Here is a 15,952-nt window from a genome sequence, read left to right as displayed (position 1 = left end):
GGTTAGCGGCGCCATCGGGCGCCTCGCCGGTTGATGCGGTCCGGTCGGGCGCCGGCCGCGCGGCGCATCCTTCGAGACGCCCGGCTTCGCTCTTCGAGCTGCGCCGGGCTCCTCAGGATGACGCTTTGCTCGTTGGACAGCGCTGTGAAACCGCTTCGGTGAGCGTCGCGGGCACGGCGTCGTCATCCTGAGGTGCGCGCCGGAGCACAGGCTCGCTCCGCGGCGCAGGCTCTCGTCGGCGCGCCGCGAAGGATGCGGCCGCGGGGGAGCGGCGCCATCGGGCGCCTCGCCGGTTGATGCGGTCGGGTCGGGCGCCGGCCGCGCGGCGCATCCTTCGAGACGCCCGGCTACGCTCTTCGAGCTGCGCCGGGCTCCTCAGGATGACGCTTTGCTCGTTGGACAGCGCTGTGAAACCGCTTCAGGCGTCCGCGACGCGCCTCAGAAATATCCCGAAACATAGCGAAATCTTTACGCGTCATTAACCATCGCCTGAAAAAGTTGCCCCGGCTAACGGTTTCTTAACCGCTGCGCTTTCGGAGGCGACCATGACGTCGGTTTATACCGGCTACAGCAATCCCTATGCGGGCTCGGCCTATTCGCGGGCGGTGGCGACGCAGCCGTCGCTGGCCAATACGCTGGCGACCATCGACGACTCCGCGACGGGCAGCGGCAACGCCGCCACCAATCTGACGCTGTCGGACGGCGCGCGCGCCCAGCTCGCCACCGCGTCGTCGCTGCCGGATTTCGCCACCATCACCACCGTGGCGCGGGCCGCGCTCGACAAGCTGTACGCCGCCGCCAAGGCAACCGGGCCGCTCGACGCCGACGGCAAGCTGACCGTCAGCCTGACCTCGTTCGATCGCCGCGCGCTGTTCGCTGTCGCCACCAACAACGGCGGCAAATTCACCCCCGACGAACAGAGCGTCGCCGCGGCCGCGCTCGACAGCCGCTTCAACGCGGCGCTGGCGCCGGCGGCGCAGACCACCAAGCTCACCGGCGATCACGGCGCGATCTACAAGGCGGCGCTGGATTATCTCGACGCCGCGAGCCCGGAAGAGAAGGCCACCAGCATCTGGACGGCGCAACGCAACGCCGTCGCCAAGGGCGTGCAGGCGACGCAGACCGAGCCCTCGAAGCCGCCGTCCGGCATCAGCAACGATCCGGTCGCCGCCTATCTTGCGCAATATCCGAACGGCAGTGCCGCGCCGACGCAAGATTTCTCCAGCGTGGCGAAGACCGTGCGCGCCACGCTCGACGCCCAGGCCAAGTCGGCCGCGGCGCTCGGCCGCGAATTGGTGTTCGATCGCGGCCGCAAGACTGGACAGCTCGCCGACCTCTCGACCATCGACAATCGCTCGCTGTCGGCGATCGCGCTGAACCAGGATCAACTGTTCTCCAAGCAGGAAAGCTTCGCCGCCAAGCAGGAGTTGGATTCCCGCAGCCGCGCCAGCATCCTTACGGCGCTGAAGCAGAGCCAGAAAACCGGCGATCCGACCCAGCTCAGCCTCGGCATCCTCAACGCCTATTCGGCGATGAGCAACGAGGAGCGGCAGGCGACGCATTGGACCACCAGCCTGCGCGACACCGCGGTGCAAAACTACAAATCGACCCACACGCTGCTGTCGATGCTGAAGGGCGGCTAGCTGCAAACCTTCCGGTCGGACCCGGCGTCGAACGAGAACCAAGAAAAGAGCCCCGCCCGGCGGGGGGACGCGGACGGGGCTCTCTTAGGTCCGGTCGCAGTACGCTGCGTCCGTCCCGTTCGAATTCATCGGGTCTAGTCGATCACCTGAACGACGCGCCGGGTGCGCGGCTCCACCAGCACGGTTTCGCCGTTCACCACGGTGTAGCGGTGGGTGGTGGCGCCGAAGCTCTGCGGCACGTCGTACATGATCACGCCGGTTTCAGGTAACACCGAGCCAACGGTGACGCGCTGCTGGATCGAGTAGTCGGGCACGCGCTCGCGCACGATGTAGGCGCGAAACGCCGAGCGTTGTTCGCGGGCGATTCCGCCGCCGGCATCGGCCGCGACCACGCCGTCGGAAGCGGAGCCGGTGGTGAGGCTCTGCGCCTGCGCCGCCAGCGGAGCGCAGACGCCGGCCAATGCGGCGAGGCCGACAATGCTATTTCGCATAGCTGATCTCCTTGGCAGGGATGCGAGTGCATCGCAATTTGCGCGGCGTACCCGGATCAATTCCTCCGGCGCGGCCAGGTTCCAGAAAATCCTTCCGCCCGCCGGGCGGAATTTTCGTCGCGCCGGGCCTGCATCGGATGTGGAAGCGCCGTCGGCGGGGCGCACGGACCTTTGAGGTCGCTAGGCGGGGCGCGCCGCGCCGGATAAGTTCGGCCACCGATTCGACGTCAGCGGTCATGAGGAGAAAAACATGGTGATTACCAGCGCCCACATCCCGGCCATCGTGGCTCTCATCGCTGGCCTGCTTATTCTGGTGATGCCCCGCCTGCTCAATCTGGTGGTCGCGATCTATCTGATTTGCATAGGTCTTATCGGCCTCGGCGTGCTGCGCTGGTTTCATCTTTAGTCTGGAGCCGCGGCCGCGCGGCTTGCGCGGACTCGCCAAAACGTGGTGTATGGCGCCACCCTTTCCCATTATTGCGGACTGTTGAGCGCCATGGCTAAAGCAGCTTCCAAGACCAAAAAAGTCGCCGCGAAATCAAAATCTTCCGTCACCGCCCGGGCCAAGGCCGCGGTGCGCAAGACGGTGGCGAAAAGTCCGCCGAAAGCCGCCGTGAAGGCGGTGGCGAAGCCTGCCAAGAAGGTCGTCGCCAAGCCGATGAAAGCGCCGGCCAAGGCAGCCGTGAAAGCGCCGGTGAAGGCAGCGTCGAAAGCGCCGGCGAAAAAGCCGGCGGCCGATGCCTTCGCCAACAAGTGGGTGTTCAGCTTCGGCGACGGCAAGGCCGAAGGCAACGCCAGCCTGCGCAACCTGCTGGGCGGCAAGGGCGCCAACCTCGCCGAGATGGCAAATCTCGGTCTGCCGGTGCCTCCCGGCTTCACCATTCCGACCACGGTCTGCAGCTATTTCTACGCCCACGACAAATCCTACCCGAAGGAGCTCGCGAGCCTGGTCGACAAGGCGCTCGCCACCGTCGGCAAGATCACCGGCAAGGGGTTCGGCGACGCCAAGAACCCGCTGTTGGTCTCGGTGCGCTCCGGCGGCCGCGCCTCGATGCCCGGCATGATGGACACCGTGCTCAATCTCGGGCTCAACGACGTCACCGTGGAAGCGCTCGCCGCATTGTCGGGCGATCGCCGCTTCGCCTATGACAGCTATCGCCGCTTCATCACCATGTATTCCGACGTGGTGCTCGGCTTCGACCACCATCATTTCGAAGAAATCCTCGACACCTACAAGGACGGCAAGGGCTACACCCTCGATACCGACCTCGACGGCGACGATTGGATCGACCTGGTCGGCCAGTACAAGGAAGCGGTCGCCCGCGTGACCGGCAGCGATTTCCCGCAGGACCCGCACGCGCAATTGTGGGGCGCGATCGGCGCGGTGTTCTCCTCCTGGATGAACGCCCGCGCGGTGACCTACCGCAAGCTGCACGACATTCCGGAATCCTGGGGCACCGCGGTCAACGTCCAGGCGATGGTGTTCGGCAATATGGGCGAGACCTCGGCGACCGGCGTGGCGTTCACCCGCAACCCGTCGACCGGCGAGAGCAGCCTGTATGGCGAATTCCTGATCAACGCCCAAGGCGAAGACGTGGTGGCGGGGATTCGCACCCCGCAAGACATCACCGAATATGCGCGAAAAGCGTCGGGCTCCGACAAGCCGTCGATGGAAGTCGCGATGCCGGACGCGTTCAACGAACTGACCCGGATCTATACCCTGCTCGAGAAGCACTATCGCGACATGCAGGACATGGAGTTCACCGTCGAGCAGGGCAAGCTGTGGATGCTGCAGACCCGCGGCGGCAAGCGCACCGCCAAGGCCGCGCTGCGGATCGCGGTCGAACTCGCCAGCGAGGGCGTGATCAACCAGAAGGAAGCGGTGTCGCGGATCGATCCCGCCTCGCTCGACCAGTTGCTACACCCGACCATCGATCCGAACGCCAAGCGCGACGTGATCGCCACCGGCCTGCCTGCCTCGCCGGGCGCGGCTTCCGGCGAGATCGTGTTCTCCTCGGACGAGGCCGCCAAGCTGCAGGCCGACGGCCGCAAAGTGATCCTGGTCCGCATCGAGACCAGCCCCGAGGACATCCACGGCATGCACGCCGCGGAAGGCATCCTCACCACCCGCGGCGGCATGACCTCGCACGCCGCCGTGGTGGCGCGCGGCATGGGCAAGCCCTGCGTGTCCGGCTGCGGCGCGATCCGGGTCGATTACGGCCGCGGCACCATGAGCATCGGCACCCGCACCTTCAAGACCGGCGACATCATCACCATCGACGGCGCGGTCGGCCAGGTGCTGGCCGGGCGGATGCCGATGATCGAGCCGGAACTGTCCGGCGAGTTCAACACGCTGATGGGCTGGGCCGATCAGGTGCGCAAGCTCGGGGTTCGGGTCAACGCCGACACCCCGGTCGACGCCCGCACCGCGATCAAGTTCGGCGCCGAAGGCATCGGGCTGTGCCGCACCGAGCATATGTTCTTCGAGGAGACCCGGATCCGCACCGTGCGGGAGATGATCCTGTCGGAAGACGAACAGTCGCGTCGTCAGGCATTGGCGAAATTGCTGCCGATGCAGCGCGCGGATTTCGTCGAACTGTTCGAGATCATGAAGGGCATGCCGGTGACGGTGCGGCTGCTCGATCCGCCGCTGCACGAGTTCCTGCCGCACAGCCAGGCCGAGATCGAGGAAGTCGCGCGTGCGATGAACACCGATCCACGTAGGCTCGCCGATCGCGCCCGCGAATTGGCCGAGTTCAACCCGATGCTCGGCTTCCGCGGCTGCCGTCTGGCGATCGCCTATCCGGAAATCGCCGAGATGCAGGCCCGCGCCATCTTCGAGGCCGCGGTCGAGGCGCAGAAGCGCACCGGCGTCGCGGTCGGGCTCGAAGTGATGGTGCCGTTGATCGCCACCAAGATGGAGTTCGATCTGGTCAAGGCGCGGATCGACGCCACCGCGCATTCGGTGTTCCGCGAAACCGGCGGCAAGATCGATTACGCGGTCGGCACCATGATCGAACTGCCGCGCGCCTGTCTGAAGGCCGGGCAGATCGCCGAGACCGCCGAATTCTTCTCGTTCGGCACCAACGACCTGACCCAGACCACCTTCGGCATCAGCCGCGACGACGCCGCGAGCTTCCTCGGCACCTACATCGCCCGCGGCATCCTGGAGATCGACCCGTTCGTCAGCATCGATCGCGTCGGCGTCGGCGAGTTGGTCAAGATCGGTGTCGAGCGCGGCCGCAAGACCCGCCCCGACCTCAAGGTCGGGATCTGCGGTGAACACGGCGGCGATCCGGCGTCGGTGGCGTTCTGCCACGAGATCGGCCTCAACTACGTGTCGTGCTCACCCTACCGCGTGCCGATCGCGCGGCTCGCCGCCGCGCAAGCCGCGCTCGGCAAGGAAGTCGCAAGCCAGGCCTGAACGCGGCGCGATCGCTGCGATCGCCTGAACTGATCGTCATCCACAGAAGCGGCCGGAATTCTTCCGGCCGTTTTTTTTGTGCCATCGACGGGGTGCATGGAACTCGGATGCGCTGCCGTCGCGTCGCATCGCTGCGTTGACGCGATGTTTACCACTTTGCTGAAGTCGCGGTTTACCAAGGTTTTTGCAATGCTCTGCGCATTGCACCTGGTACTTGCCTGTGGCAGCGGCGCATCGCCGATTAACCCCCCGGCAACTTTAATTCTCTAACAACGCAATAGATCGAATTCGACGTAAATGTGCTTTCGATCAGGTGTAAGCGTTGCGTGAGCGTATCGATGTCAGTCATGCGTAACCGGCCGAAGGGCGCGAAATTTGCGTCCTTCGGTCTTGGTCTTTGCGTCTTCGCATTGATCCCGTCAGAGCTCGGATATCAGGATATCGCGTCGCTGCTCGCCCGGCAGCCCGGCGTCGCCGAGCGCTGGCAGAAGCGGGTGTTCTCCTCGTCGGTCGCCACCATCCAGCTCGCGACGTTTTCGTTCGGCCGCCCGATCGGCACCTCGTTGCCGCCGAGCGCCGACGTGCAGCTCGCCAGTCTCGACCATCGAACCCGCGACATCACCGGTTCGCTGACGCGCAATCCGCTGGCGCAGCCGCCTGGCCGTTACGAGGCCGCGGACTTTCCCAAGGTCGATCGCACCTTGAAAGGCGATCGCCTCGCTACGGTGACGCCGGACACCACGCCGATCGAGACTTCGCCGTCGTCGCAGGACGATTCCGCGGCACCCAACGTCGCCGGCGCCAAGACCGCGGCGCAATTGCCGGCCGGGCCGGCCGCCCCGCTCGATCCCGAACTCGCCGAAGCCTTGCAGGCGCCGCCGCTGTCGCAATACGACGTGTCGTTGTCGCTGGAGGCGCAGCCGCTCGGCGACGCCAGCATCGGCGCGCCGACGGTGGCGCCGGCGCATGACGGCTTTTCGGTGAAGACCTCCAGCCTGTTCTTCGGCAGTTCGTCGCTCGGCGCGCCCGGTGAGAGCATGGAGCAATGGCAGCCCGGCGAGGAGCCGATGATCGTGCTGCCGACCGGCATCGATCCCGACATGAAGGTGACGGCGGCGTTGCCGGAGACGGCTGCGCCAAGCGAGGCCGCCAAGGCGGGCGAAAGCATCGCCAGCAAGGGCGAAGTCAACGCCGACAATCAGCGGGTCAAGACCCCGGCGGAGCGGCTCGGCCTGTTCGACGCCAAGCTGCGCGCCAAGCACGAGAAGTGCCTGACCGACGCGATCTATTTCGAAGCCCGCGGCGAAGCGGTGCGCGGCCAGATCGCGGTGGCGCAGGTGGTGCTGAACCGCGCGTTCTCCGGCTTCTATCCCAGCAATGTCTGCGGCGTGGTGTATCAGAACAAGCACCGCCATCTGGCCTGTCAGTTCACCTTCGCCTGCGACAACGTCGCCGACGTGGTGCGCGAACCCGACATGTGGGACCGCGCCAAGAAGATCGCCAAAGCCTCGCTCGACGGCCAGCTGTGGCTGCCGGAAGTCGGCAAGTCGACGCACTATCACGCCTATTGGGTGCGGCCGTCCTGGGTGCACGAAATGAAGAAGATGTACAAATTCGGCGTGCACACCTTCTATCGGCCGCGCAATTGGGGCGACGGCAGCGACGCGCCGAGCTGGGGCAACTCGGCGGAAACCGCGGCGATCTCCGCCAAACTCGCCGAAGTCGGCAAGAGCTCGGCGGAAATTACGAGTGCCTCCGAGCGGCGCTGAGGCGGTCTATCGATGAGATGCCTCGACCAATAAAACACGTGTCATTCCGGGGCGCGAGCAGCGAAGCTGCAAGCGAACCCGGAATCTTGCTGCTGGTGTAACAGCCGCCGCCGTTCCGAGATTCCGGGTTCGCTCGGGCTCTAGCATTTTCGGTTAGGATTGAATCATTCAACCGAAATGTCGTCGTCATTCCGAATTGCGAGTTCGTCAGAACGAGCAAGTCCGGAATCCATACTCCCTGCGGTGGTTATGGATTCCGGGCTCACTCGCAGCGAAGCTGCTCGTGCCCCGGAATGACGGCGGATGATTTGCTCGGCCGGCTGCTTTATTTCCGGAATGACTATCAGTCAGGTCAGGCGCTGCGATCGGCGCTGCGACCCGCCGGTGTCTGCGACGCGCTATAGGCGGACGCGCCTGCGCTGCTGGCCTTCTGGCCGTCGGCCAGCATCGCCTGATAAGCCGCGTCGAGTTCGTCGCGGCTATACTCCCGATACCAGCTTTGGTGCGGCGTGAATTGCGACTGGGTGATCGCGGTCGGGGCCTTCTCGACCGTTCCGCCGAGCAGCTTGGCGTAACTGTCGGCGCGCCACTGCGCCAGGTTGGGGCCGCTCAGACCCGGCGGATCCTGCAGTTTGCCGACCATCGCCGCGGCCGCGTTGCTCATCGTCGAGCATCCGCCATTATCGAGCGTGACGACCACCTTGCCGTCGACCTTGACCTGCGCATAAGTTTTCTGAGACGCATCGTCGGAGACCGCCGGTGGCGAGGCCTCGGCGCTCTGCGTCCTCAGCCAGTTCGCCGCCATCACGTCGCGCAGCTCGGGAATGTCCGCCACCGAGATCAGCGTGGCTTGCAACGGAATGAGCTTCGACACATCGACCCGGTAGCGGCTCGTTGCGGACTCCGTCTTCGCTGGGGCCTCCGGCAGGGCGTCAGTCCGCGTCCATGTCGGAGTTGAACCGTATGTCGCCGATGCGCGCGGATAATTCGACGTGATGCCAGTGATGCCTGCAACCATGCGCCGGCTCCTCGCCAACCGTGTTTCCTCGCAGAACGAGCGAGCAAGGGTCGCGCCAAAGCGAAGGCTTGAAAGCAAACGGGTTTTTCCGACCGGCCGGGCCATCAATCGGAAATTGCTGCCGCGGAAGGCAGAACTTGCCGGTCGCGACGCGCTCGCGTCAACGATCAGTTGGACTACGCGTCGATGTCCAGCGCGACGTCGAAATTCGGCGCCGAATGGGTCAGCGCGCCGGCGGAGGCGTAGTCGACGCCGGTCGCCGCGATCGCCGCGACGGTGTCCTGGGTGACCCCGCCGGAGACTTCCAGCACCACGCGGCCATCCGCGAGCCTGACCGCCTCCTGCAGCGTCGCGATGTCCATGTTGTCGAGCAGCACCACGTCGGCGAGCCCGGAGGCGAGCACTTCCTTCAGTTGATCCAGCGTGTCGACTTCGATCTCGACCTTGACCAGATGGCCGATCCGCGCCCGCGCCCGCTCCAGCACCGGGCGGACGCCGCCGGCCACCGCGATGTGGTTGTCCTTGATCAGGATCGCATCGTCGAGCCCGAAGCGGTGGTTGAAGCCGCCGCCGCAGCGCACCGCGTATTTCTCCAGCGCGCGCAGTCCAGGCGTGGTCTTGCGGGTGCAGCAGATCCGCAGCTTGCTGCCGGCGGCGTGGCGGACGTAATCGGCGGTCAGCGTCGCGATGCCGCTCAATCGGCCGACGAAATTCAACGCGGTGCGCTCGCCGGCCAGCACCGCGCGGGCCGGGCCGGAGATCGTCAGCACCGGGATGCCGCGCGCCACCGGATCGCCGTCATGGACGTGCGGTTGGATGAAGATGTCAGGCGACAGCGCCTGAAATGCCGCGACCGCCAGCGGCAGGCCGGCGATGGTGCCGGCCTGGCGCGCCACCATGGTGGCCTGGGCGTGCGCCTCGGCCGGAATCGTGGCGTTCGAGGTGATGTCGCCGGCGCGGCCGAGATCCTCCTCCAGCGCGCGGCGCACCGCCTCCGCAATGGCGAACGGCGACAGGAATGCATCGGTGTGCAGCAGCGCGGAAGGAGTGATCATTGCAAGTGTGGTCCTTTCAGGCGACCACCGGGCGCGAGCGGCGCGCGGTGTCGGAAAGCGAGGCGGCGGTGTCGCGGGCGTCCGCCAGCGTGGTCATGGTGCGATCGGCGAGCGCCGGGTTTTCCGCCGGATGGTCCGAGCGATAATGCGCGCCGCGGCTTTCCAGCCGCGACCAGGCTGCGGTCGAGACCAACAGCGCGGTGGTCGCCATGTTGAGCATCGCGGTGCTGCTGGCTCCGGCTTCCATCGCGGCGAAGCGGCGCACCGCGGCGGCGAGGCCGTCGGCGTTGCGGATCACCCCGACATTGCCGCTCATCAGTTGCCGCAGCTCGGCTTCCTGCGCGGCGCCGAGCGCGGCATTGCGCGCCATCGGCAACTCGTCGATCCGTCCGCTGGCGGCGCCGAATTCGCGGCCGCCGATGTCCTCGGCGATCCGCGCCGCATAGACCACGGCCTCCAGCAGCGAGTTCGAGGCAAGCCGATTGGCGCCATGCGCGCCGGTGCAGGAGACTTCACCCGCCGCCCACAGCCCGCGCAGCGAGCTGCGGCCGTGCATGTCCACCGCGATGCCGCCCATATGGTAGTGCGCCGCCGGCGCGATCGGGATCGGCTGCGTTGCCGGATCGACGCCTTCGCTGATGCAGCTTTCATAGACGGTAGGAAATTCGGCGGCGAAATGCGCGCCGAGCGCGGTGCGGGCGTCGAGAAACGCGCCGCGGCCCGCCGCGATCTCGGCGAACACGCCGCGGGCGACGATGTCGCGCGGCGCCAGTTCGGCCAACGGATGCAGCGCCAGCATGAAGCGTTCGCCCTGGCCGTTGATCAGCGTGGCGCCTTCGCCGCGCAGCGCTTCGGTGGCGAGCGGCGCCGGGTCGCGGCCGACCATGATCGCGGTGGGGTGAAACTGCACGAATTCCGGATCGGCGATCAGCGCGCCGGCGCGGGCCGCGATCGCAAGGCCGAGCCCCGAGGCTTCCACCGGATTGGTGGTCACCGCGTAGAGATGGCCGATGCCGCCGGTCGCCAGCACCACGGCGCGCGCCGGCATGGTGATCGGCCGGCTGATCGCAACGCCGGCCTGGCGCAGCTGCAGACCGACCACCGAGCCGCCGTCGGTCAACAGCGCTTCGGCGAAATAGCCTTCGATCACCTTGATCGACGGCGTGGCGCGCACCGCCTTGATCAGCGCGGTGATGATGGCCTGGCCGGCCATGTCGCCGCGCACATGGACGATTCGGCGCGCCGAATGCGCGGCCTCGCGCGACACCGCGAGCCGGCCTTCGAGGTCGCGGTCGAACGGTACGCCGTATTCCAACAGGTCGCGGATTCGCGGGCCGGCCTCGCGCGCCAGCTGCAGCGCCACGTTCTCGTCGACCAGGCCGGCGCCGACCGCGATGGTGTCGGCGGCGTGCGATTCCGCGCTGTCGCCTTCGGCCACCGCCGCGGCGATGCCGCCCTGCGCCCAGGCGGTCGAGGCGCCTTCACCGAGCGGGGCTGCGGTGATCACGGTGACCGGCCGCGGCGCCAGCTTCAGCGCGCAGAACAGTCCGGCCAATCCGCCGCCGACGATCACCACGTCGGTGCCGCTATGGGCGAAATCGAGGTCCGACGTCGTACTCATGACTTGGTCCAACTCTGCCGCTGAGCGGCGCTGCGCGCAGATTTTGGCTGGCGCGCGGTCGATCGGGGACGATACGAAACAGCGACGGCGCAACGTCCCGCTTGCGCCGTCGCCTGCGATTAGTTCTTCAGGTTGATCATCCGCTCCACCGAGCGGCGGGCGCGGTCGATGATCATCGGATCGACGGTGACTTCCTCACGCAGATAGATCAGGCTGTCGAGGATCTTCGGCAGCGTGATCCGCTTCATGTGCGGGCACAGGTTGCACGGCCGCACGATTTCCATGTCCGGCAGTTCGGCCTGCATGTTGTCGGCCATCGAGCACTCGGTGACCAACACGACGCGCGCCGGATTGTTGTTGCGCACCCAGTTGATCATGTGCGCGGTGGAGCCGGTGAAGTCGGCTTCGGCGATGACGTCGGGCGGACATTCCGGATGCGCGATGATGCTGATCGACGGATCGGCCTCGCGATAGCTGCGCAGCTCGTCGCCGGTGAAGCGCTCGTGCACTTCGCAGGCGCCCTTCCAGGCGATGATCTTGACCTTGGTCTGCGAGGCGACGTAGCGCGCCAGATACTGGTCCGGCAGCAAGATCACGGTGTCGGAGTTGAGGCTTTCGACCACGTTCACCGCGTTGGACGAGGTGCAGCAGATGTCGACCTCGGCCTTCACCTCGGCCGAGGTGTTGACATAGGCCACCACCGGCACGCCGGGGAAACGCTCGCGCAACAGCCGCACGTCGGCGCCGGTGACGCTGGAGGCCAGCGAGCAGCCGGCGCGGGAATCCGGGATCAGCACGGTCTTGTCCGGACTGAGGATCTTCGAGGTCTCGGCCATGAAATGCACGCCGCATTGCACGATGACGTCGGCCTTCACCTTGGTGGCCTCGATCGCAAGCTGCAGCGAGTCGCCGCCGATGTCGGAGACGCAGTGGAAGATCTCGGGGGTCTGATAGTTGTGCGCCAGGATCACGGCGTTGCGCTCGCGCTTGGCCTCGTTGATCGCCTTGATGTAGGGCGCCATGAACGGCCACTCGATCGGCGTGATCACCTTCTTGACGCGTTCATAGAGATGCGCGGTGGCGCGCTCCACCTCGGGCGTCCATTCCAGTGACGGCATCGGCAGCGCGCGGCCGCGCTCCAGCGCGCTGAGCGGCGCGCGGGGGCGCGACTCGGGCCGGCCATGCAGCGGGTGGCCGAAATTGTCCGGGCCGTAAATTCCAGCAAGCGCCATGGTACTCTCTCCGTCTCGGCCTTATATACTCAACATGAGCATATTCTGGTTTTGAGAAATCCGGCCACGACGGGCCGGCAGTCAAAACGCTGCTCATCGATCCGACCTCCGCGCACTGCCGCGGGCACCTCAGATCTCATGAGGAGTTATCCTCATTAGGAGCAAATCAAATATAGCATGTCACAATGGGTTCCGCCAGAGCCGCGACCGGTTAAATCGTCACAGCTGACGCCAGGAAATGCATTGCTGCATGGCGGCGGCCAAAGCGATCCAACAAACGCGGTTGGGATTCTCGCGGCGACGCTTTAGGTTGCCGCGCATTCAATGAAGCGCGTCAGGGAGCAGATGGTGGGAACGTTCAAGGCGATCCGGATCGACAAGGCGGACAAGGGCACCGTGGCGGCGCTGACCCAGTTCGACGAAGCCGAGCTGATGGAGGGCGACGTCACCGTCGCCGTCGAATGGTCGACGGTGAACTACAAGGACGGTCTCGCGGTCACCGGCAAGGCGCCGGTGGTGCGGCGGTTTCCGATGATCGCCGGGATCGATCTCGCCGGCACCGTGCTGCAATCGTCGCATCCGGATTGGCAGGCCGGCGACAAGGTGATCTGCAACGGCTGGGGCATGGGCGAGACCCATTTGGGCGCCTATGCGGAGAAGGCCCGGGTCAAGGGCGACTGGCTGGTGCGGCTGCCGGAGGGGCTGTCGACCCGTGACGCGATGGCGATCGGAACCGCCGGCTACACCGCGATGCTCGCCGTGCTGGCGCTGGAAAATCACGGCCTCACGCCCGCCGCGGGCCCGATCGTGGTGACCGGCGCCGCCGGCGGCGTCGGCTCGGTGGCGATCGCGGTGCTGTCGAAACTCGGCTATCACGTCATCGCCTCGACCGGCCGGATCGCCGAAGTGCCGTATCTGCGCGAGCTCGGCGCCTCGGAGGTGATCGAGCGCAGCGAATTGAACGGCCCCGCCAAGCCGCTCGCCAAGGAGCGCTGGGCCGGCGGCATCGACAGCGTCGGTTCCACCACGCTGGCCAACGTGCTGTCGATGACCAAGTACCGCGGCGCCATTGCGGCCTGCGGTCTCGCCGCCGGCATGGACCTGCCGACCTCGGTGGCGCCGTTCATTTTACGCGGGGTGTGTCTTCTCGGCATCGATTCGGTGATGTGCCCGATCGCGTTGCGGCAGTTGGCCTGGCTGCGTCTGGCGAGCGACCTGGACAAGGGTAAACTCGCTGAGATCACTCACGAAATAAATTTGGACGAGGTGATCGCCGCCGGCGCCAAGGTGCTGGCCGGCGAGGTGCGCGGTCGAATCGTGGTAAAAATATGCTGACCCGTTCAGACTTTACCAACCAAGCTGCTCCAATGTTGCCACGGTGATATGGTGAGTGCCGGGTAAAGAGACGTAGTCATTGGCGGTTCCGCGCCCAGTCAGTCGGAGTTCAGGATGTTCGTGCGTTTTGTGGTGGGGGCCCTGGCGGCCGGCGCGATGGTGGCGCCGGCTTTGGCCGGCTCGATGAACGCGGACGAGGCGCGCAAATTCGTCGCCGGCAAGGTGTTCGCGTTCACCTGCTTCGACGGCACCCGCGGCGCCGGACGGGTGTTCGACGATGGCGGCGCGGCCGGGGCGGTGCAGTTTTCCGGCTCCGGTCCGAGCCGCAACATGCGGCTTCCGGGCAATACGTTGCAGGTGCGCGGCCAGGCGATCTGCGCCTCGATCAAGGGCATTCCGTTCGAGCCCTGTTTCAACCTGACCAAGATGGACGACCGCAGCTTTCGCGGCGCGGTGTCCGGCATGGGCTTCGCCTATTGCGATTTCCGCCACCAGGGTGCCGGCCAGATGCTGATGGCGCGGGCGACGATGCCGCGGGCACACGGGCCGCGGCACACCGGCGCGACCCGCTCCGCCGACGCCGCGCGCGTCGAGGTGACGCAGCGGGTCGAAACCCCGCGCGTCGAGTCGGCCAAGATCGAGCCGGTGAAAGCCGCGCCCGCCGCCGAAGGCGCTTCCGATCTGCGCCGCTCGACCGAATAGCTGCGGGCAGCGGCGCGTCGCTCAACGGTTAACAACGGGTTGACGGTTTACAGTTTATTCTCTGCAAAATTGTTGAGCAGGGAATCGAACAATGGGCGCAACCCGCCGCAACGAACTCAGGAAGCATATCGCGAGCTGGCTTAACACGCTGGGAGCGTTAATTCTTTCCGTAGGGTGCTTGACCCCTACCGTGGCGTTGTTGTTGGGAGTACAATCATCGGCGACGAGGGATACGATCCTTTTTGTGATCTCAACGTCGCTGTTGACCGGCATTTCCTTCCATTTGCTTGGGCGGGCGGTGCTGTCAGGATTTGAAGAATGAGCCTTCAGCTTGTGGCCATCGCTGCTCCACTTGTTGTTTTGATAGCCGTCGCTATCGTGACCTTCTTGGAATGGCGAAGCATTGAAAAATCAAAGCGCGAGGACGTGCCGGATGTCGGCAACGTCGATGGTGTTCCCTATCAGCTGACCAAAACCGCTTATCGCGTTCGGCAGACGGATTACTTCGTCAAATAAGGGGCGTTCTCCCCCTGTTCGCCAAGAGCCTTTTGATCCATTCCTGTGCGCTGAGTTCGGCGGGGCGTCGTTGTTATTCGATGTGTGAACCGAGCTTGCGTAGATAGGATTTTGCTATCCAACCTGGCTCCGGCGTCAGCCAGAAAGCAAACAGCTCAAATCACCGCCGTCCGCGCACCCGCAGTCCGGGCGCCGGGCGTTCCTGCAGCACTTCGCGGCGGAAGCGGAACAGCGCCGCCGGGCGGCCGCCGGTGTGGGTCGACATTTCGCCGGTCGGCTCGACCAGCGCGCCGGCCTCGACCAGCCTGCGAAAATTCTGCTTGTGCAGATGCCGGCCGGAGATCGCCTCCACGGTGCGCTGCAATTCGGTCAGGGTGAATTCCGGCGGCAGCAGTTCGAACACCACCGGGCGATATTTCAGTTTGGCACGCAACCGCGCGATCGCGGTGGCGAGAATCCGCCGGTGATCGAACCGCATCGGGACGCCAAGTAGTGGGATAGTGTTCCGCGCCAGCGCCGCAGGGCGGCCGTCGCGGCGCGCTTCCTCGATCAGTCCAGCTTCGTACAACAGCTCGTAGCGGTCGAGCACGCGCTCCTCATCCCATTGCGCGCCGTCGACGCCGAAGAACAACCGCACCCGGTCCTTGCGCCCCAGCGCGCGCGCGGTGTCAGGCGTCTCGGCCTCGGCCGCCCAGGCGGTGAGTTCGGGGATGATGGCGCGGGCGATGATGTCGGGCTGTGCGGCGCGCCAGTCTTCCCAGGGGAAATAGCGGTACCAGGGCTCGAAGCTGGCGCCCGGCGCCCGCGATACGTTGTCGGCGGCCCGCGTCAGTGCCAGATAGCCGATCGAGGCGACATGGACGTCGGTGTCGCCGATCCGGGCGTGGCGGCCGCGGTCGCCGAAGGTGTAGAGCTGCTCGACATAGCCGAGCCGCAGCCCGGTCTGTTCTTCCACCCAGGCGCGCAGGCCGATCTCGAAGGTGCGATGCGTCACCGCCTCGAACGGGCCATAGGGCAGGCCGGCGAGATTTTCGCCGTCGCCGCCGGACGCGGTGAGGATCAACGGCTCGTTGTCCTCGATCGCCACGATGGCGGCGGTCAGCCCGATCTCGATCGGCGTCGGTAGCTTATCGCTCATCGGGCGAT

14 protein-coding genes are annotated in these 15,952 nt (G+C 65.9%); 8 read left to right on the top strand and 6 right to left on the bottom strand.

The window, feature by feature from the left end:
- Positions 1-545 precede the first annotated feature (545 nt).
- Positions 546-1,643 (top strand): hypothetical protein, encoded by a 1,098-nt coding sequence (locus RPC_RS21760; RefSeq protein WP_011474750.1) that lies wholly within the window; start codon positions 546-548, stop codon positions 1,641-1,643.
- Between the two features lie 134 nt (positions 1,644-1,777).
- On the opposite strand, the gene RPC_RS21755 is transcribed toward RPC_RS21760, so the two are convergent.
- Positions 1,778-2,134, bottom strand: a complete 357-nt coding sequence (locus RPC_RS21755) for a DUF1236 domain-containing protein (protein WP_011474749.1) — start codon at positions 2,132-2,134, stop codon at positions 1,778-1,780.
- Positions 2,135-2,384: 250 nt separating this feature from the next.
- Between RPC_RS21755 and RPC_RS25715 the strand changes: the two genes are divergently transcribed.
- From RPC_RS25715 to RPC_RS21745, 3 genes are all read left to right on the top strand, one after another.
- Positions 2,385-2,540: a DUF3096 domain-containing protein gene (locus RPC_RS25715; RefSeq protein WP_011474748.1), complete on the top strand. Its 156-nt coding sequence runs from the start codon at positions 2,385-2,387 to the stop codon at positions 2,538-2,540.
- Between the two features lie 90 nt (positions 2,541-2,630).
- Positions 2,631-5,558 (top strand): pyruvate, phosphate dikinase, encoded by a 2,928-nt coding sequence (gene ppdK, locus RPC_RS21750; protein ID WP_041802193.1) that lies wholly within the window; start codon positions 2,631-2,633, stop codon positions 5,556-5,558.
- Between the two features lie 338 nt (positions 5,559-5,896).
- Positions 5,897-7,327 (top strand): cell wall hydrolase, encoded by a 1,431-nt coding sequence (locus RPC_RS21745; protein WP_011474746.1) that lies wholly within the window; start codon positions 5,897-5,899, stop codon positions 7,325-7,327.
- Between the two features lie 352 nt (positions 7,328-7,679).
- Here RPC_RS21745 and RPC_RS21740 read toward each other — a convergent pair whose 3' ends face one another.
- The 4 genes from RPC_RS21740 to nadA form a co-directional block, all read right to left on the bottom strand.
- Complete coding sequence (locus RPC_RS21740) at positions 7,680-8,345, bottom strand: hypothetical protein (RefSeq protein ID WP_011474745.1); 666 nt, start codon at positions 8,343-8,345, stop codon at positions 7,680-7,682.
- Positions 8,346-8,521: 176 nt separating this feature from the next.
- Entirely contained in the window at positions 8,522-9,400 is an 879-nt protein-coding gene (gene nadC, locus RPC_RS21735; RefSeq protein ID WP_011474744.1) for a carboxylating nicotinate-nucleotide diphosphorylase, read from the bottom strand.
- A 16-nt stretch (positions 9,401-9,416) separates the two neighbouring features.
- Positions 9,417-11,021, bottom strand: coding sequence for an L-aspartate oxidase (locus RPC_RS21730; protein WP_011474743.1), 1,605 nt, complete (start codon positions 11,019-11,021; stop codon positions 9,417-9,419).
- A gap of 119 nt (positions 11,022-11,140) precedes the next feature.
- Positions 11,141-12,253 carry a quinolinate synthase NadA gene (gene nadA / locus RPC_RS21725; RefSeq protein WP_011474742.1) on the bottom strand — a complete coding sequence of 371 codons (1,113 nt, stop codon included), beginning with the start codon at positions 12,251-12,253 and terminating at the stop codon, positions 11,141-11,143.
- 348 nt (positions 12,254-12,601) lie between these two features.
- Between nadA and RPC_RS21720 the strand changes: the two genes are divergently transcribed.
- From RPC_RS21720 to RPC_RS21705, 4 genes are all read left to right on the top strand, one after another.
- A complete protein-coding gene (locus RPC_RS21720) occupies positions 12,602-13,588 on the top strand; it encodes an MDR family oxidoreductase (protein WP_041803180.1) in 987 nt (328 codons plus the stop codon).
- Between the two features lie 114 nt (positions 13,589-13,702).
- Positions 13,703-14,290 carry a hypothetical protein gene (locus tag RPC_RS21715; RefSeq protein ID WP_011474740.1) on the top strand — a complete coding sequence of 196 codons (588 nt, stop codon included), beginning with the start codon at positions 13,703-13,705 and terminating at the stop codon, positions 14,288-14,290.
- A gap of 91 nt (positions 14,291-14,381) precedes the next feature.
- The gene (locus tag RPC_RS21710; RefSeq protein WP_041802192.1) at positions 14,382-14,612 is read left to right on the top strand and encodes a hypothetical protein; all 231 of its coding nucleotides are present in this window, start codon (positions 14,382-14,384) and stop codon (positions 14,610-14,612) included.
- Positions 14,609-14,806, top strand: a complete 198-nt coding sequence (locus tag RPC_RS21705) for a hypothetical protein (protein WP_041802191.1) — start codon at positions 14,609-14,611, stop codon at positions 14,804-14,806. The genes RPC_RS21710 and RPC_RS21705 overlap by 4 nt, the downstream gene beginning before the upstream one ends.
- 160 nt (positions 14,807-14,966) lie before the next feature.
- Here RPC_RS21705 and RPC_RS21700 read toward each other — a convergent pair whose 3' ends face one another.
- Positions 14,967-15,944 (bottom strand): NUDIX hydrolase, encoded by a 978-nt coding sequence (locus RPC_RS21700; protein ID WP_011474739.1) that lies wholly within the window; start codon positions 15,942-15,944, stop codon positions 14,967-14,969.
- Positions 15,945-15,952 lie beyond the last annotated feature (8 nt).

Origin of the sequence: Rhodopseudomonas palustris BisB18 (assembly GCF_000013745.1) — a bacterium.
Taxonomy (GTDB): Bacteria; Pseudomonadota; Alphaproteobacteria; order Rhizobiales; family Xanthobacteraceae; genus Rhodopseudomonas_A; species Rhodopseudomonas_A palustris_F.
This window is presented reverse-complemented; position numbering and strand designations above follow the sequence as displayed.